This window comes from Streptomyces sp. HNM0575 (assembly GCF_012726265.1).
Lineage (GTDB): Bacteria > Actinomycetota > Actinomycetes > Streptomycetales > Streptomycetaceae > Streptomyces.
Genome location: NZ_JAASAG010000001.1, coordinates 727583 through 749559 on the forward strand (window position 1 = coordinate 727583; position 21977 = coordinate 749559).

The window sequence follows — 21977 nt, forward strand, 5'->3', positions numbered from 1 at the left end:
GATCCGGGGCTGCGGACGGCGGCCCCGGCGAGCCCGTCGATCCCTTCGGTCCCGGTGAGCCCATCGATCCGGGCGACCCCGGTGAGGCCCACGGCCCGGGCGGTCCCGGCCTGCTCGGCGGTTCAGAGGCTGGCGCGTTCATGGCCCGCTCAGGCTATGGCGCGGCCACCGTCCGCACGTCATACGGGAGTACCGGGTGGACCCCCTACGCCGGTAGGGCACCGGCCCGCCGGCCGCCGACCCGTCGGCCCGTGGGACACCGGACAGGCTCCGGACGGCGGCCGGGTCCCGGGCGACCGGTCCCGTACCGCCCCGCCCTCACAGCTCGGCCAGCAGGTCCGCCTTCTTCTTCGCGAACTCGTCGTCCGTCACCAGCCCCGCCTCACGCAACTCCCCCAGGTGTCTTATCCGTTCGGCGATGTCCGCCGGATCCGCGCGCCCGCCCGAGTGCCCGGAGCGCGACGCACGGGAGGACCCGGAGGCCCCGGGCAGGTCCGCGGGATCCGCGGCCCGTACGGCCTCCAGCACCGAGGCCGCGAACGGAAGCGACTCGTGGACCAGCCCGTAGCCGATGCCGAAGACGACCGACGCGGGGTCCTTGTCCGGCTCCCCGTTCTCCGGCGGCCGGCCCCCGCGCGGAGTCACCCGAAGATGGCCGCTCGCGAACTCCGGCGAGCGCCACTCGACGTCCTCCAGCTCGCTCACCGCGAAACTCTGGTCGCCCGCCTTCCACTTGCTGGACGAGGCGCCCGTCCAGAACCAGCGGAAGAAGACCGTGCTCCCGTCGAAGGAGGCCTTGCCGTCGTACGCCTTGAAGCTGTGCGGCGGCGGTGGCGCCGCGACGAGATGGTGCTCGGCGGGCTTGTCGGCGTCCGCGCCCAGCACGGCACGCAGCTCCGTCGCGTAGTAGTCGGCGAGGGTCTCGCGCTCGGCGGGCAGCACCAGCCGGTAGGGGTCGCTGCCGTCTTTCAGCTGCCCTGCCGCGGCTTCGAGCAGCGGGTCGGCGCCCTCGCGCGGCTCGGCGCGCAGCACCACGGTGCCGCGCTTGCCTCCGGGCGAGAGGTCGACGGTGCTCAGCGCCTCGTACGGAACGCGCCGCTCCCCGAGCACGTGGAAGAGCTTCGGTGTGCGGATCCCCCGTTCAAAGCGGATGAGCACGGAGTCGGCTTCGAACTCCCAGGTGGAGTGAATTCCAGCCAGTACGTCACCCATGAGGCCCATCGTATGCGCGAGCCGCCCGCTCGTCCCCCTCCTCGGCGCTACGCGCGTAATTGGCCGTCTTTACGGGGCATATGCGGCACGCGCCCTGGTCACGGCCCCGCGCCCCGGGGCCCTCCGCCGGGCGCCGGCGGTCCTCACACGGTCCTGGCGGAGTCGCCGAGGCACCCCGGATCGCTGCTCGCGCAGTTCACGGTGGCGTACGAACCGGTCGCGATCCCGGCGAAGTTGTCCAGGCTGCCGGTGCCCGGCACGTAGTAGCCGGTGTGCCCGACAGCGCCGCCCGCCGAGAGCCTGCGGGCGCCGAAGCCGGGGGACACGGGGTCGGCGCCGTGACCGAGGCCGCCCACCTCCATGTGCGGCACGTCGGCGATCCAGTCGTCCTTGTCGCGTACGGCCCAGATGTTGGCGCCGGTGTTCAGGTCGTCCGCGTGGTCGACGCGCATCCCCGGGCTGCCGGAGACCGCGATGTCGGTGACCCGGTCCGGGAGGTCGTCCGCGGCGTCGCCGCAGACGACGGAGCCGTAGCTGTGGCAGAACAGCGCGATGTGCGGATTGTGCAGCCCCTGCACGAACTCGCCCAGCCGCCGGGCGCCGTCGGCCGCGAGGCTGCCGGACGCGGCGTCCACGCCCAGGCCCTTCGGCGCCGTGTAGTCGGCCCACGCGATGGTCGCCGTGGAGGTGCCCGGCGCGGCGGTGCGCTGCCGCTCCTGGAGCGCGCGGGCCATGCCCGCGGGTGCCGAGTACGGCCGGTCGGACTTCTCGAAGGTGAGCAGGTTCGTGTCGACGCCGGGGACGATGACGGACACGCGCTGCGCACGGTCCAGATCGCCGTAGACCTCGGCGGCGCGTCCGCGCCCTGTCGGATCGAAGGCGAGGATCTGCCGTCCCGGTTCGAGCATGGACTCGAAGCGGTGCATGCGGCGGTTCGCCATCTGCCGTCCCTCGTCGGTCAGCCGCTGGTCGTGCGAGCGGCCGCGCTCGACGTCGCGCGCCTCCGTGAGCGCCTTGTGGTTGGCGCGGTAGCGCAGGCCGGTGGGGGCGCCGCCCATGTTCCCGACGACGAGCGGATGCCTGTCGGCCAGCCGCCGCTGCTGCCCGTCGCTGAGCGAACGGAAGAAACGGGCGACGGTGCCGGGCTTGCCGTCGGGATCGGGCAGCTGCCGTCCGGCGACGGAGTCCTTCTTCCAGGCCTGCACGCCGGCGGCGTACGGACCGGGTGCGGCGTCGTGCTCACGGGCCGCCGTCCAGCCCGTCGTCGCCAGCAGGACCAGCACCACGGCCAGCGCGAGCATCGTGCGCCAGAAGGCCGCGCCCGGGGCTCCCGCGTGCGGAAGACCCGAGCCGGACAGGGGGTTGCCGAGGGCCGGGAAGGAAGTCACTGGGCAGCAACCCTAGGAGACGGGGCATGGGGCTCGTGTGCGCCGTGACCCATCTCACGTTTCAGGCTGCCTGATTGGGTCAGTTCGCACGGGTCCGGGCCGGACGCGGGATTGCGGCGTCTTGAGGGGGTTCTCCCGTATGCGGCGCGGGCGGCCCGAGGGGCCGCCGGGGTGGCCGAGTTCACCGCCGGAAACGATCTCCGCGAGCGGTCTCAGGGGAGGGGTGTCCGTGGAGGGTCTCCGTGGAGGGGCCTGGCCGGAACGGGCCGGAACGGGCTGGAAGATCTCCGCCGTCGGCGGTGCACGGCTCCCGTCAGCGTCCGGTGCCGCTCCAGTCGTCGGAGAGCGCGGGCCCCAGCTGGTCCACGTACGACTCGACCACGTGCTGAGCGGCGGCGACCGTGATGTCCTCACCGAAGCTCCACCGCCGGAAGGCCGCGCGCATCACGCCCGAGAACGCGGCCACCAGCACTCGTGGCCTGGGGTCGGCGTCGAGGTCGACGCCCTCACGGCGGGCGATCTCCGCGGCGAGCAGCTCCTCGGTGTCCACCGCGTGCCGCAGCTGCACGGCCACGAGGGAGGGCGTGGTCTCGGTGATCTGCCACATCCGCATGTAGAGGGGGAGCGGCACGACCTCTTCGATGGCCTCGCCGATGCTCTCCCACGTCTCGTCGAGGGTGGTGCGCAGCACCTCCACGGGGGCGGCTCCGGGCGGCTGGCGGCGTACGGCCTCGACGTAGCGCTCCGAGACGAGCATCTGGAGGGAGAGGGCGACCGCTTCCTTGCTGGAGAAGTAGCGGAAGAAGGTGCGCTGTGAGACGTCGACTGCGGCCACGATCTCGTCGACGGTGGTCTCCTCGTACCCCTTCTCCACGAAGAGTTCATGGGCGGCGCGTACGAGCGCGTCCCGCGTGCGCTGCTTCTTCCGCTCACGCAGACCGGTCACTTCGGCCACCTCCTGTTCGCCTGCCCCCCCTCGCCCTGGGCGCGGGCACGGATGCGGGTACGTGCGCGGGGACGGATACGTGTGCGTGCGGTACGGGCCGGAGCGTACGGAACGGACCCGCGCCGCATTCCGTTTCCAGCGTCCCGCATGCCGTGGCCTGCCCGGATGTGAGCAGTCTGACATCTACCGACGAATAGTTTTGTTTGTCAATTGTCAGCGGCTGTCATTAGCCTCGCGTCCATGAGCTCCCAGACCACCGCGGCCTCCGGCCGGAATGCACGGCCGCCGGGGCCGAGTGAACCAGGCATACCGGGCGCTTCGGGCGCGCCCCCGCCCCGCCGGGGTGTTCGCGGCCACCCGTGGCTGACCCTCGTCACCGTGGCGATCGGCATCACGATGGTCGCCCTCGACGCCACGATCGTCGCCATCGCCAACCCTGCCATCCAGAAGGACCTCGGAGCCTCGCTCGCCGACGTCCAGTGGATCACCAACGGATATCTGCTCGCCCTCGCGGTCGCCCTGATCACCGCCGGAAAGCTGGGCGACAGGTTCGGTCACCGGCAGACCTTCCTGGTCGGCGTCGTCGGCTTCGCCGCCGCCTCCGGAGCGATCGGCCTCGGCGGCAGCGTCTCGCTCGTCGTCACCTTCCGCGTGCTGCAAGGGCTCTTCGGCGCGCTCCTGATGCCCGCGGCGCTCGGCCTGCTGCGCGCGTCGTTCCCGGCGGAGAAGCTGAACACCGCGATCGGCGTCTGGGGCGCGGTCATCGGGGCCTCGACGGCCGCCGGTCCCATCGTCGGCGGGCTCCTGGTCGAGAAGGTCAACTGGGAGTCGGTCTTCTTCATCAACATCCCGGTCGGCCTCGCGGCGCTGCTGCTGGGCCTGGTGATCCTCCGCGACCACCGCGCGGAGAAGGCGCCGAGGTCGTTCGACGTCCCGGGCATCGTGCTGCTGTCCGGCGCCATGTTCTGCCTGGTCTGGGCGCTGATCAAGGCCCCGACATGGGGCTGGAGCGACGTCGCGACCCTGTGCTTCCTGGGCGGCTCGCTCGCCGCCTTCCTCGTCTTCGGGCTGTGGGAGTCGAGGGCGAAGGAGCCGCTGGTCCCGCTCAGCATGTTCCGCTCGGTCCCGCTCACGGCAGGCACCGTGCTGATGGTGCTCATGGCCTTCGGGTTCATGGGCGGCATCTTCTTCGTGACGTTCTACCTCCAGAACGTGCACGGGATGTCGCCTGTGGACAGCGGCATCCGGCTGCTGCCGCTGACCGCGATGATGATCGTCGCCTCGCCCCTCGCCGGCGGGCTGATCTCCAAGGTCGGACCCCGCGTTCCGCTGGTGGGCGCGATGATCGTCGCGGCGGTCGCGATGCTGGGCCTCTCGACGCTGGACGCGGACAGCGGTACCGCCGTCACCTCGCTGTGGTTCGCGCTGCTCGGCCTCGGTCTCGCACCGGTCATGGTCGGTGCCACCGACGTCATCGTCGGCAACGCGCCCCTGGAGCACTCGGGCGTCGCCGGCGGACTCCAGCAGGCGGCGATGCAGGTGGGCGGCAGCCTCGGCACGGCCGTACTGGGTGTCGTCATGGCCACCCGGGTCGACTCCGCGCTGCCGGAGAAGTGGGCGGACGCCAAGCTTCCGCCGCTGCCTCCCGGGCAGGAGGACAAGCTCAAGAGCGCCGCGGAGGTCGGCGTCGCGCCGCCCGCGCCGCCGGGCACTCCGGCGCAGCTCGCCGCCGCGATGAAGGACGTCGTGCACGACTCGTTCATCTCCGGGATGGGGCTCGCCTTCATGTGCGCGGGCGCCGTGGCGCTCTTCGCGTCCGGGGTCGCGTTCTTCACCAAGCGCGGTACGAACGACTCGGGGCCGTCTGTGCACGTGTGACGGTGACGGAGGCGGAGACGGAGACGGTGCCGTGAGAGCGCCGTGACCTCCGTGACTCCGTGAACTCCGTGAACGAAGGCGCCGCTTCGGGCAGTGCACTCGGGGGCGGACGGGCCTGGCCCGTCCGCCCCCGAGGTGTGTGCGGCGCCGTGCCGTGTCCGTTCTCTCCGGCCTCGCGGCGCTTGTGGATAACTCCGCCACCTGTCCCGGTGAAACGGGCCGATCTCCCTTGGCCTCGTCCGTGGGGTCCGTACATGCTGGTCACGACGCCGGGCGCCTGGAGCCCGGCCGGACACGGGGAGTGATCGGGGATGTACGGACTGCGCGGGCGAGCTGTGCCGGGGTGTGGTCGGAGGCCGTCGCGAGAGCGGGAAGCACCGCGGGGTGCGGGGCGGTCCGTTGCGAGGACTGCCGCGCGGGGCGCCGTGCTCGCGCTCGCGTCGGGGGCGCTGGCCGCGGGGGGTCTCGCGGCGCCACCGGCGTCGGCCGCCGGACCGGAGCTGGGCGAGTGCGCGGCGGGGAAGCTGTGTCTGTGGCCGCGGGCCGGCTTCCGCGGCGAGCGGCATGCGTACGAGCGCAGCCGGGTCTCCTTCGGGAGCTGCATCCGGCTCCCGGGCGGCGCGGGTGCGGAGTCGTTCGCGAACCGCACGGGCCGTCCCGTCACGGTCTACGAGAGCGCCGAGTGCGCTGAGACGGCCGAGTTCCACACCCATCCCTCCGGCTCCTGGACGCCGGACGGTGCGTACAAGGTGCGGGCGTTCAAAGTGTGGGAGCGGTGAGGCCTATCCGTCCGGCCTCCGCGGAGCAGGCCGGAGCCGGGGTGCTGCCCGAGCGCCGGACCCGGCGCAGGGTCCTGGACCGTCTGCGGCGGCCGGAGCCGCGCAAGCGCGGACAGCGAGGGCACGTGCCGCGAAGTCCGGTGCGGCGAAGGCCCTTGCTGACGCCGCTCGGCTGCGGCGCGGTCGGCTGGGGCGGGCCCCGCCGACGTGGCGGCCTTACGCACCGGGCACAGCGCGGCGGTGCGGTACGGGGCTGCCGTACCGCACCGCCGGGGTACGTACTCGGACCGGGCGAGCCGCCTCAGGGACCGGAGCCCCGGTGCGGCACCATCGTCCGGCGGCTCCTACGCGTCGCCGCCCGCGGCGCCCGGGTCGGCGGCCGCCACGTCCAGCAGCTTGTACCTGTCGAGTGCCTGCTTCAGCGCCGAGCGGTCGATCTTCCCCTCCCTCGCCAGCTCCGTGAGGACGCCGAGCACGATCGACTGAGCGTCGATGTGGAAGAAGCGCCTGGCCGCTCCCCGGGTGTCGGCGAAGCCGAAGCCGTCGGCACCGAGGGACTGGTAGGTGCCGGGCACCCAGCGGGCGATCTGGTCGGGCACGGAGCGCATCCAGTCGGAGACGGCCACCTTCGGCCCGTCGGCGCTCTGGAGCTTCCGCGTCACATAGGGGACTCGCTGGTCCTCCTCGGGGTGGAGCAGATTGTGCTCCTCGGCGTCCACCGCTTCGCGGCGCAGCTCGTTCCACGAGGTCGCGGACCACACGTCCGCCTTGACGTTCCACTCGTCGGCGAGGATCCCCTGCGCCTCCAGAGCCCACGGCATGGCGACGCCCGAGGCCAGGATCTGCGCGGGGATGGTCCCCTTCTCCCCGGTGCTGTAGCGGTAGAGGCCGCGCACGATGCCCTCGGCGTCCACGTTCTCCGGCTCCGCGGGCTGGCGGATCGGCTCGTTGTAGACGGTGAGGTAGTAGAAGACGTCCTCGCCCTGCGGATGTTCGGGGCTGGAGCCGTACATCCGCTGGAGACCGTCCTTGACGATGTGCGCGATCTCGAAGCCGAAGGCCGGGTCGTAGGAGACCGCCGCCGGGTTCGTCGACGCCAGCAGCTGCGAATGGCCGTCCGCGTGCTGGAGCCCCTCACCGGTCAGGGTCGTACGGCCGGCGGTCGCGCCCAGCACGAAGCCGCGCGACATCTGGTCGGCCATCTGCCAGAACTGGTCGCCGGTGCGCTGGAAGCCGAACATCGAGTAGAAGACGTAGATCGGGATCAGCGGCTCGCCGTGCGTGGCGTAGGCCGAGCCGGCGGCGGTCGCCGCGGCCGTGCAGCCGGCCTCGGTGATGCCGTCGTGCAGCATCTGCCCGCTGGGCGACTCCTTGTAGGCGAGCAGCAGTTCGCGGTCGACGGACTCGTAGGTCTGCCCCAGCGGGTTGTAGATCTTCGCCGAGGGAAAGAAGGAGTCCATTCCGAAGGTGCGGTACTCGTCGGGCGCGATCGGCACGAAGCGCTTGCCGATCTCCTTGTCCCGCATCAGGTCCTTCAGCAGCCGTACGAAGGCCATGGTGGTGGCGATCTGTTGCTGCCCGGAGCCCTTCTTGACCGCCGCGTACGCCTTGTCGCCGGGGAGCTTCAGCGGCTTCGAGCGGTTCACGCGCGTGGGCACATAGCCGCCCAGCTCCAGCCGCCGGTCGTGCATGTACTGGATCTCTTCCGAGTCCCGGCCCGGGTGGTAGTAGGGCGGGGCCCCGGACTCCAGCTCCTTGTCGGGAATCGGCAGGCGCAGCCGGTCGCGGAAGCCCTTGAGATCGTCGATCGTCAGCTTCTTCATCTGGTGCGTGGCGTTGCGGCCCTCGAAGTTCGGCCCCAGCGTCCAGCCCTTGATCGTCTGCGCGAGGATCACGGTGGGCTGGCCCTGGTGTTCCTTGGCCGCCTTGTAGGTCGCGTACACCTTGCGGTGGTCGTGGCCGCCGCGTCCGAGGTGCAGCAGCTGGTCGTCGGTCATGTTCTCGGCCATCGCCCGCAGCCGCTGGTCGCCGCCGAAGAAGTGGTCGCGGATGTAGGCGCCGCTCTCGGTGGCGTACGTCTGGAACTGGCCGTCGGGCGTGGTGTTGAGCTTGTTGACCAGCACGCCGTCGCGGTCCTGCGCGAGCAGCGGGTCCCAGGAGCGGTCCCAGACCAGCTTGATCACGTTCCATCCGGCGCCGCGGAAGTACGACTCCAGCTCCTGGATGATCTTCCCGTTGCCGCGCACGGGCCCGTCGAGGCGCTGGAGGTTGCAGTTGATCACGAACGTGAGGTTGTCCAGGCCCTCGCGGGCCGCGAGCGAGAGCTGGCCCAGCGACTCGGGCTCGTCCATCTCGCCGTCGCCGAGGAAGGCCCACACATGCGACCTGGAGGTGTCGGCGATGCCGCGCGCCTCCATGTAGCGGTTGATCCTGGCCTGGTAGATCGCGCCCACGGGTCCGAGCCCCATGGAGACCGTGGGGAACTCCCAGAAGTCCGGCATGGAGCGGGGGTGCGGATAGCTGGAGAGCCCGTCGGGGGCCTTGCTCTTCTCCTGCCGGAAGCCGTCCAGCTGCGCCTCGGAGAGCCGGTCGAGCAGGAAGGCGCGCGCATAGATGCCGGGGGAGGCGTGGCCCTGGAAGAAGACCTGGTCGCCGCCGTCGCCCTCGTCCTTGCCGCGGAAGAAGTGGTTGAAGCCGACGTCGTACAGGGAGGCGGAGGAGGCGAAGGTGGCGATGTGACCGCCGACTCCGATGCCCGGCCGCTGCGCGCGCGAGACCATCACCGCCGCGTTCCAGCGGGTCGCGTTGAGGACCTTTCGCTCGATCTCCTCGTTGCCCGGGAAGAACGGCTCGTCCCTGGTGGCGATGGTGTTGACGTAGTCCGTGCTGCGCATCTCGGGCACGGCGACGCGCTTTTCGCGTGCCCGCTCGATAAGCCGCAGCATGAGATAGCGGGCCCGTCCCCGGCCGCGCTCGTCGACGGCTGCGTCGAGCGAGTCGAGCCATTCCTGGGTCTCTTCGGGATCGAAGTCCGGGACCTGGCTGGGAAGGCCGCCAATGATGATCGGGTTGCGATCGGATCCGGAAGCCACGCTGTTCCTTCGCTGTTCGATATCGGTATGCATGGGCGTCGCGACGCATGGTGCCGCGCCGCCTCCATCGTGTACCGCCACCGCGTCCACGTCACCTCTACTGCGGGGTAACCCGGTGCGGGCTCACAACACCCCTGAAAGAAGGGGCAAACGGGGCGGTCGAACTGCCAGCCTACGCCCGCCGAGGAAGGTCTCGTGCGGCCGTCGATCCAGTCCGTACGGAAGGGGAGGAACCGGCGCATAACAGCCGCTCTGTTGTGGCGTGAATCGCTGCTCATCGGGCATTGTGGGACGACACGTCAACGTTCGGGCGGGATGGATGGCCGGGTACTTGCGCGATCCGCCCTCCCCGTGTGGACTACGGCCATTGCCTCGCGTGCGCGCGGGGCACAAGGCAGATTTCAGCAAGAGACAGGAGGCAATCCGTGAGCGCGACCGCGGACCACGCGGAGGAGCGGACCAACCCCGCCGCAAGGCTGGGTTTCCAGCCCGGACAGGTGGTCCAGGAGCTCGGCTACGACGACGACGTCGAGCAGGCACTCCGTGAGGGAATCGAGGCCATCACGGGTACGGAGCTCGTCGACGAGGACCATGACGACGTGGCCGACGCCGTGATGCTGTGGTTCCGCGAGGAGGACGGCGACCTGACGGACGCGCTGGTGGACGCCACCACGATGATCGACGCGGGTTCTCCGGTCTGGCTGCTGACACCCAAGACGGGCCGCGACGGCTACGTCGAGCCGAGCGAGATCGGTGAGGCGGCGCAGACCGCCGGGCTCGCCCAGACCAGCACTGTGAACGCGGGCAAGGACTGGAGCGGCAGCCGTCTCGTCACTCCCAAGACCGCCCGCACGGGCAAGCGGTAGGCGGACCTTCCCGGTGGGGGAGCGGGGCGGGGCCCCGGTGCAGGGGCGGGGCAGGACTCCGGCGACAGCGAGCAAGATCAGAAAGACCAGTTCCGGGCCCCCCGGCAGCGAGGCTGCCGGGGGGCCCGGAGTCGCTTCACGGGCGGCAGTGAAAGACTGCGCCGGCGCCGTCACAGGCGTCGTCGCCGACGCGACACGGAGCGTCCGCCGGGTACTTCCGGCGGACTCGGCAGGACACCCCCCCCCGGCGGACCCGGGTGCCGCCCGGGCAGAGCCCGGAGCCCCGGCGTGAGCCGCCAGGACAGCAAGAAGCGTCAGAAGCAGACAGCTCAGCAACAGACAGAAGGGCCCTCTTTCCATGGCAATCGAGGTCGGCACCAAGGCACCGGACTTCTCCCTGAAGAGCCAGCACGGCGAGGCGGTCTCGCTCTCCGACTTCCGCGGCAAGAAGAACGTCGTCCTGCTCTTCTACCCCTTCGCGTTCACGGGGGTCTGCACGGGCGAGCTGTGCGCGCTGCGTGACGAGCTGCCCTCCTTCGTCAACGACGACGTGCAGCTGCTCGCCGTCTCCAACGACTCGCCCTTCGCGCTGCGCGTCTTCGCCGAGCAGGAGGGCCTGGAGTACCCGCTCCTGTCGGACTTCTGGCCGCACGGTGAGGCGTCCCGCGCGTACGGCGTCTTCGACGAGGAGAAGGGCTGCGCCGTGCGCGGCACCTTCATCATCGACGACGAGGGCGTCGTGCGCTGGAGCGTCGTCAACGCCATCCCGGAGGCCCGCGACCTCAACGACTACGTCAAGGCGCTCGAAGCACTCTGAGCGAAGTCGCCAAGCGCTGGGAGCGGGGGGAACCGCTCACTAGGATCGATTCGTTGATCCGACAGCAACCGGAAATACGCATACGGGGCACGCACAGGGTGCTCCTTCGAACAGACACCAGGAGGACTCGTGGGAGTCAGCCTCAACAAAGGCGGCAACGTCTCGCTGACCAAAGAGGCCCCGAACCTGACTGCGGTGATCGTCGGGCTGGGCTGGGATGCCCGTACGACCACGGGCTCGGACTTCGACCTCGACGCCAGCGCGCTGCTGGCCAACGCCGAGGGCAAGGTCAGCAAGGACGCGAACTTCGTATTCTTCAACAACCTCAAGAGCCCCGACGGCTCCGTCGAGCACACCGGCGACAACCTCACCGGTGAGGGCGAGGGCGACGACGAGGTCATCAAGGTCAATCTGGCGGGCGTGCCGGCCGACGTGGAGAAGATCGTCTTCCCGGTCTCCATCTACGAGGCGGAGACCCGTCAGCAGAGCTTCGGCCAGGTCCGTAACGCCTTCATCCGCGTCGTCAACCAGGCCGACAACAACGAGCTGGCGCGCTACGACCTCAGCGAGGACGCCTCGACCGAGACGGCCATGGTCTTCGGTGAGCTCTACCGGCACGGAGCGGAGTGGAAGTTCCGCGCCATCGGCCAGGGTTATGCGTCGGGACTGCGCGGCATCGCGCAGGACTTCGGGGTCAACGTCTGACAGACCCCGGCAGCCACCGGCGCCGCAGACTTCCGTGATCCGGAGGTGTGCGGCGCCTGGTGATGTCGGGACACTGGGTGCATCAACACCGGGGAGAGGATCAGAACATGGGCGTGACGCTCGCCAAGGGGGGAAATGTCTCCCTCTCGAAGGCCGCACCGAATCTGACCCAGGTCCGCGTCGGACTGGGGTGGAAGGCCCGTTCCACCACCGGCGCCGCATTCGATCTGGACGCCAGCGCGCTGCTGTGCGCGAACGGCCGGGTCCTCGGCGACGAGTACTTCGTCTTCTACAACAACCTCAAGAGTCCCGACGGTTCGGTCGAGCACACCGGCGACGAGCTGGTCGGCGGTTCGGGCAGCGATGACGACGAGACGGTTCTGGTGGACCTGACCCTCGTCCCCGCCCATGTGGACAAGATCGTCTTTCCGGTCTCGATCTACGACGCCGAGACGCGCTCCCAGGCGTTCGGCCAGGTCGTCGACGCGTACATCCGCGTCATCAACCAGCAGGACGACCAGGAACTGGCGCGCTACGACCTCACCGAGGACGCCTCGTCCGAGACCGCGATGATCTTCGGTGAGCTCTACCGGCGCGAGGGGGAGTGGAAGTTCCGGGCCGTAGGACAGGGGTACGCCTCAGGCTTGCGGGGCATCGCTCTAGACTTCGGGGTCAATGTTTCGTAAGCAAAGGCCATTTGTTCGTAAAGCGGATTGGGTAGCCCAGTGCTCTTGAAAACCTTCGGCTGGTCCCTCGGCATCACGGCCGCGGGATTCGCCCTCGCCGCGTTGCTCTGGGGGTGGCAGGGGCTCGCCGTCGTGGCGATCCTGTCCATCCTCGAGATCTCGCTGTCGTTCGACAACGCGGTCGTCAACGCCGGTGTGCTGAAGAAGCTGAACGCCTTCTGGCAGCGCATCTTCCTGACCATCGGCATCCTCATCGCGGTGTTCGGCATGAGGCTGGTCTTCCCGGTCGTCATCGTGGCCATCAGCGCCAAGATCGGGCCCATCGAGGCCGTCGACCTGGCGTTGGCGGACCCGGACAAGTATCAGCAGCTCGTCACCGACGCGCACCCCGCCATCGCGGCCTTCGGCGGCATGTTCCTGCTGATGATCTTCCTCGACTTCATCTTCGAGGAGCGCGAGTACAAGTGGCTCGCCTGGCTCGAGCGGCCCCTGGCCAAGCTCGGCAAGGTGGACATGCTCTCCGTCTGCATCGCCCTGATCGTGCTGCTCGTGTCGTCCATGACCTTCGCAGCCGCAGCGCACCAGCACGGCGGCCACCACGCCGACAAGACCGCCACGGTGCTGCTGTCGGGAATCGCCGGACTCATCACGTACCTGATAGTGGGCGGTCTCTCCAGCCACTTCGAGAACCGGCTCGAAGAAGAGGAGGAGCGCGAGCAGGAGGAGGAAGAGAAGGCCAAGGAGGAGGGCCGCGACACCTCCATGGTCGGACTCGCGGGCAAGGCCGCCTTCTTCATGTTCCTCTACCTCGAAGTCCTCGACGCCTCCTTCTCGTTCGACGGCGTCATCGGGGCGTTCGCGATCACCAACCACATCTTCTGGATGGCGCTCGGCCTCGGCATCGGCGCCATGTACGTACGGTCCCTCACGGTCTATCTCGTCCGGCAGGGCACCCTCGACGACTACGTCTACCTGGAGCACGGCGCGCACTACGCGATCGGTGCGCTGGCGGCCATCCTGCTCGTCACCATCAAGTACGAGATCAACGAGGTGGTCACCGGCCTGATCGGTGTCGCCCTGATCGCCGCGTCCTTCTGGTCCTCGGTCCGGCGCAACCAGCGCATCGAGGCGTCCGGTGGCAGCCTGCACGGCGGCGAGGGCGACGAGTCCTCGGACGAGGCGGTCGGCACCAGGGCGTGAGACCGGTATGACCCCGGAAGGTGCGGTGTCCCGTGCCTTCCGGGTGTCACGGAGGCCTGTTTGCGGAACGCTCTTGACGGGGCGGCTCCGAGTCCCGACTCGGTGCCGCCCCGCGGCAGTTGGAGTTCGAGTGGGGGTGCGGAATGGTCTCCCTCTGGGAGAACTGGCGCAACAGCGCCAGGATGCGGCGCGGGCCGAAGTTCGACACGGTGGGGGGTCCTTCGACCTACGCGGTCGAGCTGACCAAGCGCCACGCGTCGGTGTCGCTGACCGAGCAGGGCGCCGACAACGGCAGCCTGAGGGTCAACTTGTCGTGGCGTATGCGCAGTTCGGACTTCGACGGGAGGACGGGGCGCCGCGGCTCGCTGCGTCATCCCCTCCAGGCGCTGAAGCCGCAGGTCGTGCAGGCGCATACGCAGGGCGTCGTGGACGTCGACCTCGACCTTGCCTGCATGTACGAACTGGCCGACGGCAGCAAGGGAGTCGTGCAGCCGCTGGGCAACTTCCTCGGCGACTGGAACTCACCGCCGTATGTGAAGCTCACCGGCGACGACCGCTTCGGCTCACCGTCCGGCGAGACGATCTATGTGAATCTCGACCACAAGGACGAGATCAGGCGGCTGCTCTTCTTCGTCTACATCTACGACGGCACGCCCGCCTTCGACCGTACGCACGCCATCCTCACGCTCTTCCCGAGCAACGGGCCGCGCGTGGAGGTGGGGCTGGACCAGCGGGCGCCGCAGGCGCGTTCGTGCGCGGTGCTGCTGATGCAGCACGAGAAGGACCAGCTGACGGTGCGGCGCGAGGTGCGTTACGTGTACGGCTTCCAGTCGGAGCTGGACCGGCTCTACGGCTGGGGGCTGCAATGGGGCCGCGGATACAAGGCGGGCAAGGCCTGACGCCGCGGGCGCGCGGGGCGCGGGACCGGTCCCGTCAGCGGTTCTGGAACTGCGGGCCCTGGAGCGGAAGCGTGAAGTCCGGGTCGGGCTGCGGGTAGCCGTATGCGGGCTGCGGATATCCGTAAGCGGGCCGCGTGGCCGGGGGCTGCTGCGGCGCCTGCGGATATCCGTACGCGGGCTGTGCCGCGCCCGGGCCCGGTCCGGCCGCCGCGATGGGCGACGGAGCGGGAGCGGCGAGCGGGAAGTCCTCGGGCTCCGAGGCGCGCTGCGGGTTCGTGAAGGCCGGCACGGTCGCCTCGCGCGGTGCGGGAGCGGACGGCTGGGCGGGGACCGGTGCCGTCGCGCCCGGTTCCCCTGCCGGCTGCCCCTGTGCCTGTCCTTGTCCTTGTCCCTGCGTCTGCGGCTCGGCGCCCGGCTCCTCCACCGTGATCCCGTACTCGGTGGCCAGCCCGACCAGTCCCGTGTCGTAACCCTGGCCCAGGGCGCGGAACTTCCAGCCCGTACCGCGCCTGTAGAGCTCGCCGCAGATCATCGCCGTCTCGGCGCCCGTCTCCGGCTCGATCCCGAACTCCACCAGCGGCTCGCCGGCCGGTTCGCCGCCACCGCCCTGCTGGTCGACGGCGTACAGCAGCAGCCGCAGCCCGGGTACGTCGGCGAAGGTGCCGCCGTCCGCGGAGGCCGCGAGCAGCACCCGGTCCACCTGTGGGGCGACGGCCCCGAGGTCGGCCTCGACGGACTCGCGCAGCCCGTCCTGGTACTGCTCCTCTTCGAGGTGGCGCACCGCGCCGGAGGGGTGGTGGGGCTGGTTGTAGAAGACGAAGTCCTCGTCGGAACCGACCCGTCCGCTCTCGCCGAGCAGCAGCGCTGACGCGTCCACGTCGGGCACTCCCGGTCCGGGGATCCAGCACAGGACGGCGCGCACCGCCACAGTCTCCAGCTGAATGTTCGAGCCCTTCACCATGGCGTGCGTCATGGGCTCATCCTGCCCTCAGTGCGGGCGTCGCGACAACGCGGGGACCGGGCCGCGACACGACGGCCACGGGGCGGTAACACATTTTTCATCCCCGATCGGAACCAACGGGCCCCTCCCGTACGTACGACGAGCGGCTGCTTTTCGCCACCGGACGCACGTACGACCTACGGACGTACCGGATGTCATGCGAAGGGAAACGGGGTCGTCCATGCGGCATTTCGGTCATCTCGCGCCCGAGGAGCGGCGCGGGCTCTTCCAGCATGAGCCCGCCGAGTTCACCTCGGAGTCCCCGGGCCGCACGCTCGCCACCGCGCTCGGCGCCACCCTCTACTGCCCCGCCACGCGCGGCGGCCTCGCCGACGACGTGCGAAAGCAGAACCGGCGGGGCGTGGTGTCCATGGTGCTGTGCCTGGAGGACTCCATAAGCGACGCGGACGTGAGCGCGGCCGAGACCAATCTGGTGCGGCAGTTCGAGCAGTTGGCGGACGGGGGCGCGGGTGTCCCCGCGAACGAGATCCCGCTGCTGTTCATAAGGGTCCGTGAGCCGGCGCAGATCATGGACCTGGTGGTGCGGCTGGGTCCGGCGGCGGCGCTGCTGTCGGGGTTCGTGCTGCCCAAGTTCACCGAGGAGCGGGGCATTCCGTTCCTGGAGGCGCTGGGGGAGGCCGAATCGGCCGCGGGGCGGCGGCTGTTCGCGATGCCCGTACTGGAGTCGCCCGAGCTGATGCATCTGGAGACGCGTGCCGGGACGCTCGCGGGCATCGCCCGTACCGTCGACAAGTACCGGGAGCGGGTGCTCGCGCTGCGACTCGGGGTGACGGACTTCTGCTCCGCGTACGGGCTGCGGCGCACCCCCGAGATGACCGCCTACGACGTGCAGCTCGTCGCGTCCGTCATCGGGGACGTGGTGAACGTGCTGGGCCGCGCCGACGGCACGGGCTACACGGTGACGGGACCGGTGTGGGAGTACTTCCGGCTCCAGGAGCGGATGTTCAAGCCCCAGCTGCGGCAGAGCATCTTCACCGGGCGGGCCGAGGAGCTGCGTACGGCACTCATCGACCACGACATGGACGGACTGCTGCGCGAGATCGAACTCGACCGCGTCAACGGGCTTCAGGGCAAGACCTGCATCCACCCCTCGCATGTGCTGCCGGTGCACGCGCTGTCCGTGGTGAGCCTGGAGGAGTTCAGCGACGCGACGGACATCCTGCGGCCCGAGCGCAGTGGCGGCGGTGTTGTGCGATCCGCGTACACGAACAAGATGAACGAGGTGAAGCCGCACCGTGCGTGGGCGGAGCGCACCCTGCTGCGCGCGGAGCTGTTCGGCGTGGCACGTGAGGGCGTCGGCTTCGTCGATCTGCTGGCGGCGGGTGCGCGGGCGGTCGGGAAACCGGCGGGAGAGGGCGCGGGAGCGGGAGCGGGAGCCGGAGAGGGACGGGTGAAGGCATGAGCGAGCCGGTGCGCGGGGTCGGGGACGGGACGGGCCGCGCGGGTGCCGGTGCGGGCGGCGGTGACGTCTGCGCCGGTGACGGTGACGGTCAGGGTGACGGCGGGGTGTGGTCCGGCGAGTGGGTCGCCGAGCGGCTGGACGTGGGGCTGAGCGGCGAGGGCCTGCGGGAGTTGATCGGGCTCGCCCTGCGGCGCAACCCGAAGCGTGCGCATCTGCTCGTCTCACGCGTACTGGGCAAGCACGTGCCGGAGCGGCCCGGGACCGTCTACGGCGTCGGTCTCCGGCTCGGCCGCCGCGTACGTACGCTGCTGGGCGACGCGCTCGCGGACGCCGCCGTCGTGCTCGGCTACGCGGAGACGGCCACGGGGCTGGGGCACAGCGTCGCGGACGGCATCGGCGGCGTCACGTGCCTGCACTCGACCCGGCGGGCAGTGCCGGGGGTCGCCACCGCCGGAGGTTTCGAGGAGGAGCACAGTCACGCCACCTCCCATCTGCTGCTCCCTGAGGACCCGGGGCTGCTGGAGGGGGAGGGGCCGCTGGTTCTGGTGGACGACGAGTTCTCCACGGGCCGCACCGTGCGCAACACCATCGCGGCGCTGCACCGGCGCCGTCCCCGCGAGCGGTATGTGGTCGTGGCGCTCACCGACATGCGGTCGGCCGACGACGCGGCGGCGCTGGAGAAGTTCGCGGCCGAACTCGGCGCGCGCGTGGACGTGGTGGCGCTGGCGCGCGGCCGCGTCTCACTGCCGCACGACGTGCTGGAGCGGGGGCAGCGGCTCGTGGCGGAAGCGGAGGCGGAGGCGGGAGCCGCGGTGGCGCGGGACTCGGCGGAGGTCTCGGCGGGGGCCCCGGTCGCCCGGGCCGGGTTGGGCGCGCAGGCCGGTTCGGCGCCGGGTGCCGGGCCGCACGACAGGCCGGATGACAGGCCGGACGACGGGCCTGCTCCCGTACCGGAGACGGCGGCCGGGCTGCCTCGTACCGCGTGCCCGCAACCCGTGCGGGTGGAGCTCGGCTGGCCGCCGCACCTGCCGGACGGCGGCAGGCACGGCTTCACCGCGGAGCACCGCGCCCGGCTGGACGCGGCCCTGCCCGGCATGGCCGCGAGGCTGGCCGACGCGCTCCACGCCGACGGCGCGCTCCCAACCGACGGCACGCTCCACGCCGACGGCGCGCTCCCAACCGACGGCACGCTCCACGCCGACGGCGCGCTCCCAACCGACGGCACGCTCCACGCCGACGGCCCGCTCCCAACCGACGGCACGCTCCACGCCGACGGCCCGCTCCCAACCGACGGCACGCTCCACGCCGACGGCGCGCTCCCCCCGGAGGGCACCATCCACGCCGACGGCGCGACCGGTCACGGAGGGCGGGGCGTGGACCGTGCGCCGCGCGTACTCGTGCTGGGCTGCGAGGAGTTGATGTACGTGCCGCTGCGGCTCGCCGTCGCCCTCGAAGAGCGGCTCGGCGCACGGGCGGACGTGCGGTTCTCCACGACGACGCGTTCTCCCGTGCTCGCCCTGGACGACCCGGCGTACGCGGTACGTACGTGCCTCACCTTCCCCGCGCACGACGGCACCGATGCCGCAGGCGCAGCAGGCCCCGCAGACCCCGCTCGTCTCCCCGAGCCCGCCCGTCCCGCGGAGCCCGCGGCCTCCCGCTACGCCTACAACGTCGCCCCCGGCGGCGACCCCCGCCGCCGCTTCGACGCCGTCGTCGTCGTGACCGACTCGGCCGCCGACACCCCGGCGCTGCACGCCCCCGGAGGCCTGCTGGACCGGCTGCGCGACCACACCGGCGGCGTGCTGCTCGCCGTCGTCCCCTCCCACCGCCCGCTGCCGCCGCCGCTGCGCGGCCCCGCCTTCTCCTCGTACGCCCCGGACGAGGTCGGCTGGCTGCTCCAGGACCTCTCCGACGCCCGGCTTGAGGCCCCGACCGAGGAGCGCGAGGAGGCGATCCAGCGGGGCGGGGCGCACTATGCGGAGTCGCTGCCGGTCGAGTACCAGCCGAGCGCGGAGTACGAGCGCCTCTTCCACGGCGCCCTGGAAGCCTCGGCCGGACGGGTCGCCCGCGCCGTCGGCGCCGTGACGGAGACCGTCCTCGCCGAACGGGCCGGGCGCGGCACCGGCCGTCCCGTGCTGGTGTCGCTCGCCCGCGCGGGCACCCCCGTTGGCGTGCTGATGCGGCGCTGGGCGCGGCACCGCCACGGGCTCGACCTGCCGCACTACGCGGTGTCCATCGTGCGCGGACGCGGCATCGACGCCAACGCGCTGCGCTGGATCGCCGCCCGTCACGACCCGGCCGACGTCGTGTTCGTCGACGGCTGGACGGGCAAGGGCGCCATCACGCGTGAACTCGCCGACGCCCTCGCGCAGTCCGGGGAGCCGGAGCGGCACGGGCGGCCGGGGGAGTTCGCGGAGTTCGACCCGGAGATCGCGGTGCTCGCGGACCCGGGCGGCTGCGTGCGTACGTACGGAACGCGTGAGGACTTCCTCATACCCTCCGCGTGTCTCAACTCCACGGTCTCCGGGCTGATTTCGCGCACGGTGCTGCGTGCCGACCTGGTCGGCCCGTACGACTACCACGGTGCCAAGTGCTACCGCGGTCTCACCGGTGCGGATGTCTCGGGCCTCTTCCTGGACACGGTGACGTCCCGGTTCGGCGAGGCCGCCTCCGGCGCGGACGAGGACGCGGCGGCCCTACTGGCGGACGACGCCCGTGCGCCGACCTGGGCGGGGTGGCGCGCGGTGGAGCGGATCAGCGAGGAGTACGGCATCGGCGACGTCAATCTCGTCAAGCCCGGGGTCGGCGAGACGACGCGGGTGCTGCTGCGCCGGGTGCCGTGGCGGGTGCTGACGAGGCGGGGCGCGGGCCGAGACCTCGATCATGTGCGGCTGCTGGCGGAGCAGCGGGGAGTGCCCGTCGAGGAGACGGACGAACTCCCGTACAGCTGCGTGGGGTTGATCCACCCCGGGTACACGCGGGGCGCCACGGGCGCGGACGGCAGGGCGGCCGGATGACGCACGTGGGGAGGGGCCTGCCCGGCGTCCCGCCACCGGACGTTCCGCAGGACGGATCGCTGGACGGATCGAAGGATGGATCGCTGGACGGGCCGAAGGATGGGCAGCCGGTGCCCGGGCTTCCGCTCATCGCCAGCGACCTCGACCGGACGCTGATCTACTCGGCGGCGGCGCTCGGCCTGGACGTGCCGGACGGCGAGGCGCCCCGGCTGCTCTGCGTCGAGGTGTACGAGGGCAGGCCCCTGTCGTACATGACGGAGACGGCGGCCCGGCTGCTGGCGGAGATCAGGGCGAGGGACCGCGGGGAGGACGGCGGCCAGAGCGAAGGCAACGGCGAAAGCGGCAGCGGCTGCGTCTTCGTGCCCGTCACCACCCGGACCCGCGCACAGTATGAGCGCGTGCGCCTCCCCGGCGGCCGCGCGCGCTACGCGGTGTGCGCCAACGGCGGGCATCTGCTGGTCGACGGCGAACCCGACCCGGAGTGGCACGAACACGTGCGGCGCGGACTGGCGGACTGTGCGCCGCTCGACGAGGTGCGCGTGCATCTGCGCGCGGTGTCCGCGGGCGGCGACTGGGTGCTCAGACAGCGCGTCGCGGACGAGCTGTTCGCGTACCTCGTCGTCGACCGGGAACGCCTGCCGCAGACCTGGGTGAAGGAGCTGGCCGCCTGGGCGGAGCCCCGCGGCTGGACGGTCTCGCTACAGGGACGGAAGATCTACGCGGTCCCCGGTTCGCTGACGAAGAGCGCGGCGGTCGCCGAGGTCGCCCGGCGCACCGGCGCGACACCGACACTCGCCGCGGGCGACTCGCTGCTCGACGCGGACATGCTGCTGGCCGCGGACGGCGGCTGGTTCCCGGGGCACGGTGAGCTGGCGGACGGCGGCTGGAGCGCCCCCCACCTCACCGCGCTCGCGGAGCGCGGGGTGGCGGCGGGGGAGCGGATCGTACGGGAGATGCACGGGACGACGACGGGGCCGCGGCCCGGCCGGTGAAGGGGCCGCGACCCGGCTGGTGAGGGGGCCGCGGCCTGGTGGTGACCGGGCCCGGAGCCCCCAAGACCCGCCGCGCCGCGCGGGATTGCGGCCCCGCGGAGACCCGGCGGGCCCTGCGGACCGGCCGCGCCCTCCCGACCGTCGCGCGCAGACTGCCCCCGCGCGACCGTCCCGCCCGCCGTCGGCCGATCCGGTCCGCTCAGCCTCCGCCCGGTACCCGCCCAGCCTCCGTTCGCGGTCCCCGATCGGTCTCCGCCCGGGTTCCGCTCAGCCTGTCGCGCCCGTGCCGGCGGTCCGTTCCCTCAGCCTGCCGAGGGTGGCGTCCAGGCCCGCGTCGGCGGGCTGACGGCGGTTGTACGGCAGCTTGGAGAGCACCGCGGCCATGCCGCAGGTGTTGCTCAGCGCGGAGAAGACCAGTCCGCCGCCGATCAGGAACGAAAGGATGCGGAAGCCCGGTATGGCCAGATCGAGCAGGAGCCCAAGCACCACCAGCGAGCCCGCGGTGAGCCTGACCTGACGCTCCATCGGCCATACGGACCGGGCGCCTTCGGGACGTTCGAGCTCGTGACCGGCGGCGGCCCACGCCTCCGTACCGCCGTCGAGCGACGCACCCTCGATCCCCGCACTCGCGAGCCGCCCGACGGCGTTGCCGGAACGGGCGCCGGACGCGCAGACGACGACCAGCCCTTCCGCCCCTCCGGGGGTCGCCCCGTCCGCGGCCGTACGCAGTGCGGGCAGCGCGTCGTCGAGACGGTCGAGCGGGATGTTGAACGCGCCGGGGATGTGGCCGGAGCCGTATTCGCCGGGCGTGCGGACGTCGATGACGGTGGCGCTGCCCAGCCGCGGCGCGAGTTCGCCGACGGTGACCGGAGCGGCGGGGTCCGTGGGGGAGGCCGGGGAGGCCGGAGAGGGCGAGGAAGCGGGAGACGGGGTGGAGGAGGCGGAGGACGCTGAGTGAGGGGGCACGAGGAGTCCCTTCGGTTCGGCCTTGTCGGTTCGGCCTTGATCGACGAGCTTTCGGATCTGAACGGGATAAGCAGCGCCCCGGATTGAGTTATTCCGGATGTCCGCGCCGAA

17 protein-coding genes are annotated in these 21977 nt (G+C 71.3%); 11 read left to right on the top strand and 6 right to left on the bottom strand.

Going from position 1 to position 21977, the window contains the following annotated elements:
- Positions 1 to 318 precede the first annotated feature (318 nt).
- From HCC61_RS02975 to HCC61_RS02985, 3 genes are all read right to left on the bottom strand, one after another.
- Positions 319 to 1212, bottom strand: a complete 894-nt coding sequence (locus HCC61_RS02975) for a DUF4429 domain-containing protein (RefSeq protein ID WP_169133605.1) — start codon at positions 1210 to 1212, stop codon at positions 319 to 321.
- A gap of 143 nt (positions 1213 to 1355) precedes the next feature.
- Positions 1356 to 2513 (bottom strand): alpha/beta hydrolase, encoded by a 1158-nt coding sequence (locus tag HCC61_RS02980; protein WP_169133853.1) that lies wholly within the window; start codon positions 2511 to 2513, stop codon positions 1356 to 1358.
- A gap of 400 nt (positions 2514 to 2913) precedes the next feature.
- Positions 2914 to 3546, bottom strand: coding sequence for a TetR family transcriptional regulator (locus tag HCC61_RS02985; RefSeq protein ID WP_346776990.1), 633 nt, complete (start codon positions 3544 to 3546; stop codon positions 2914 to 2916).
- Between the two features lie 240 nt (positions 3547 to 3786).
- Here HCC61_RS02985 and HCC61_RS02990 point away from each other — a divergent pair, with 240 nt between their 5' ends.
- Both HCC61_RS02990 and HCC61_RS02995 read left to right on the top strand, forming a co-directional pair.
- Positions 3787 to 5424 carry an MFS transporter gene (locus tag HCC61_RS02990; protein ID WP_169133607.1) on the top strand — a complete coding sequence of 546 codons (1638 nt, stop codon included), beginning with the start codon at positions 3787 to 3789 and terminating at the stop codon, positions 5422 to 5424.
- Positions 5425 to 5849: 425 nt separating this feature from the next.
- Positions 5850 to 6203, top strand: coding sequence for a peptidase inhibitor family I36 protein (locus HCC61_RS02995; protein WP_346776991.1), 354 nt, complete (start codon positions 5850 to 5852; stop codon positions 6201 to 6203).
- A gap of 344 nt (positions 6204 to 6547) precedes the next feature.
- Here HCC61_RS02995 and aceE read toward each other — a convergent pair whose 3' ends face one another.
- The gene (gene aceE, locus HCC61_RS03000) at positions 6548 to 9295 is read right to left on the bottom strand and encodes a pyruvate dehydrogenase (acetyl-transferring), homodimeric type (RefSeq protein WP_169133609.1); all 2748 of its coding nucleotides are present in this window, start codon (positions 9293 to 9295) and stop codon (positions 6548 to 6550) included.
- Between the two features lie 425 nt (positions 9296 to 9720).
- Between aceE and HCC61_RS03005 the strand changes: the two genes are divergently transcribed.
- The 6 genes from HCC61_RS03005 to HCC61_RS03030 all read left to right on the top strand — a co-directional run bounded on the left by HCC61_RS03005 (position 9721) and on the right by HCC61_RS03030 (position 14468).
- Complete coding sequence (locus tag HCC61_RS03005; RefSeq protein ID WP_070011728.1) at positions 9721 to 10161, top strand: DUF3052 domain-containing protein; 441 nt, start codon at positions 9721 to 9723, stop codon at positions 10159 to 10161.
- A gap of 358 nt (positions 10162 to 10519) precedes the next feature.
- Positions 10520 to 10978: a peroxiredoxin gene (locus HCC61_RS03010; protein ID WP_169133610.1), complete on the top strand. Its 459-nt coding sequence runs from the start codon at positions 10520 to 10522 to the stop codon at positions 10976 to 10978.
- A 129-nt stretch (positions 10979 to 11107) separates the two neighbouring features.
- Complete coding sequence (locus HCC61_RS03015; RefSeq protein WP_169133611.1) at positions 11108 to 11683, top strand: TerD family protein; 576 nt, start codon at positions 11108 to 11110, stop codon at positions 11681 to 11683.
- Between the two features lie 107 nt (positions 11684 to 11790).
- A complete protein-coding gene (locus HCC61_RS03020) occupies positions 11791 to 12369 on the top strand; it encodes a TerD family protein (RefSeq protein ID WP_169133612.1) in 579 nt (192 codons plus the stop codon).
- A gap of 39 nt (positions 12370 to 12408) precedes the next feature.
- Positions 12409 to 13569 carry a DUF475 domain-containing protein gene (locus HCC61_RS03025; protein ID WP_169133613.1) on the top strand — a complete coding sequence of 387 codons (1161 nt, stop codon included), beginning with the start codon at positions 12409 to 12411 and terminating at the stop codon, positions 13567 to 13569.
- Between the two features lie 143 nt (positions 13570 to 13712).
- A complete protein-coding gene (locus HCC61_RS03030; protein ID WP_169133614.1) occupies positions 13713 to 14468 on the top strand; it encodes a Tellurium resistance in 756 nt (251 codons plus the stop codon).
- 34 nt (positions 14469 to 14502) lie between these two features.
- On the opposite strand, the gene HCC61_RS03035 is transcribed toward HCC61_RS03030, so the two are convergent.
- On the bottom strand, positions 14503 to 15441 hold the full coding sequence (locus HCC61_RS03035; protein WP_169133615.1) for a TerD family protein: 939 nt from the start codon (positions 15439 to 15441) through the stop codon (positions 14503 to 14505).
- 208 nt (positions 15442 to 15649) lie between these two features.
- On the opposite strand from HCC61_RS03035, the gene HCC61_RS03040 reads away from it, so the two are divergent.
- The 3 genes from HCC61_RS03040 (at position 15650) to HCC61_RS03050 (ending at position 20900) form a co-directional block, all read left to right on the top strand.
- Positions 15650 to 16891: an HpcH/HpaI aldolase/citrate lyase family protein gene (locus HCC61_RS03040; RefSeq protein ID WP_169133616.1), complete on the top strand. Its 1242-nt coding sequence runs from the start codon at positions 15650 to 15652 to the stop codon at positions 16889 to 16891.
- Positions 16888 to 19908 (top strand): phosphoribosyltransferase, encoded by a 3021-nt coding sequence (locus HCC61_RS03045; protein WP_169133617.1) that lies wholly within the window; start codon positions 16888 to 16890, stop codon positions 19906 to 19908. The genes HCC61_RS03040 and HCC61_RS03045 overlap by 4 nt, the downstream gene beginning before the upstream one ends.
- Before the next feature lie 110 nt (positions 19909 to 20018).
- Positions 20019 to 20900 carry an HAD family hydrolase gene (locus HCC61_RS03050; RefSeq protein WP_169133618.1) on the top strand — a complete coding sequence of 294 codons (882 nt, stop codon included), beginning with the start codon at positions 20019 to 20021 and terminating at the stop codon, positions 20898 to 20900.
- A gap of 267 nt (positions 20901 to 21167) precedes the next feature.
- On the opposite strand, the gene HCC61_RS03055 is transcribed toward HCC61_RS03050, so the two are convergent.
- Positions 21168 to 21866, bottom strand: a complete 699-nt coding sequence (locus HCC61_RS03055; RefSeq protein ID WP_169133619.1) for a rhodanese-like domain-containing protein — start codon at positions 21864 to 21866, stop codon at positions 21168 to 21170.
- Between the last annotated feature and the right edge of the window lie 111 nt (positions 21867 to 21977).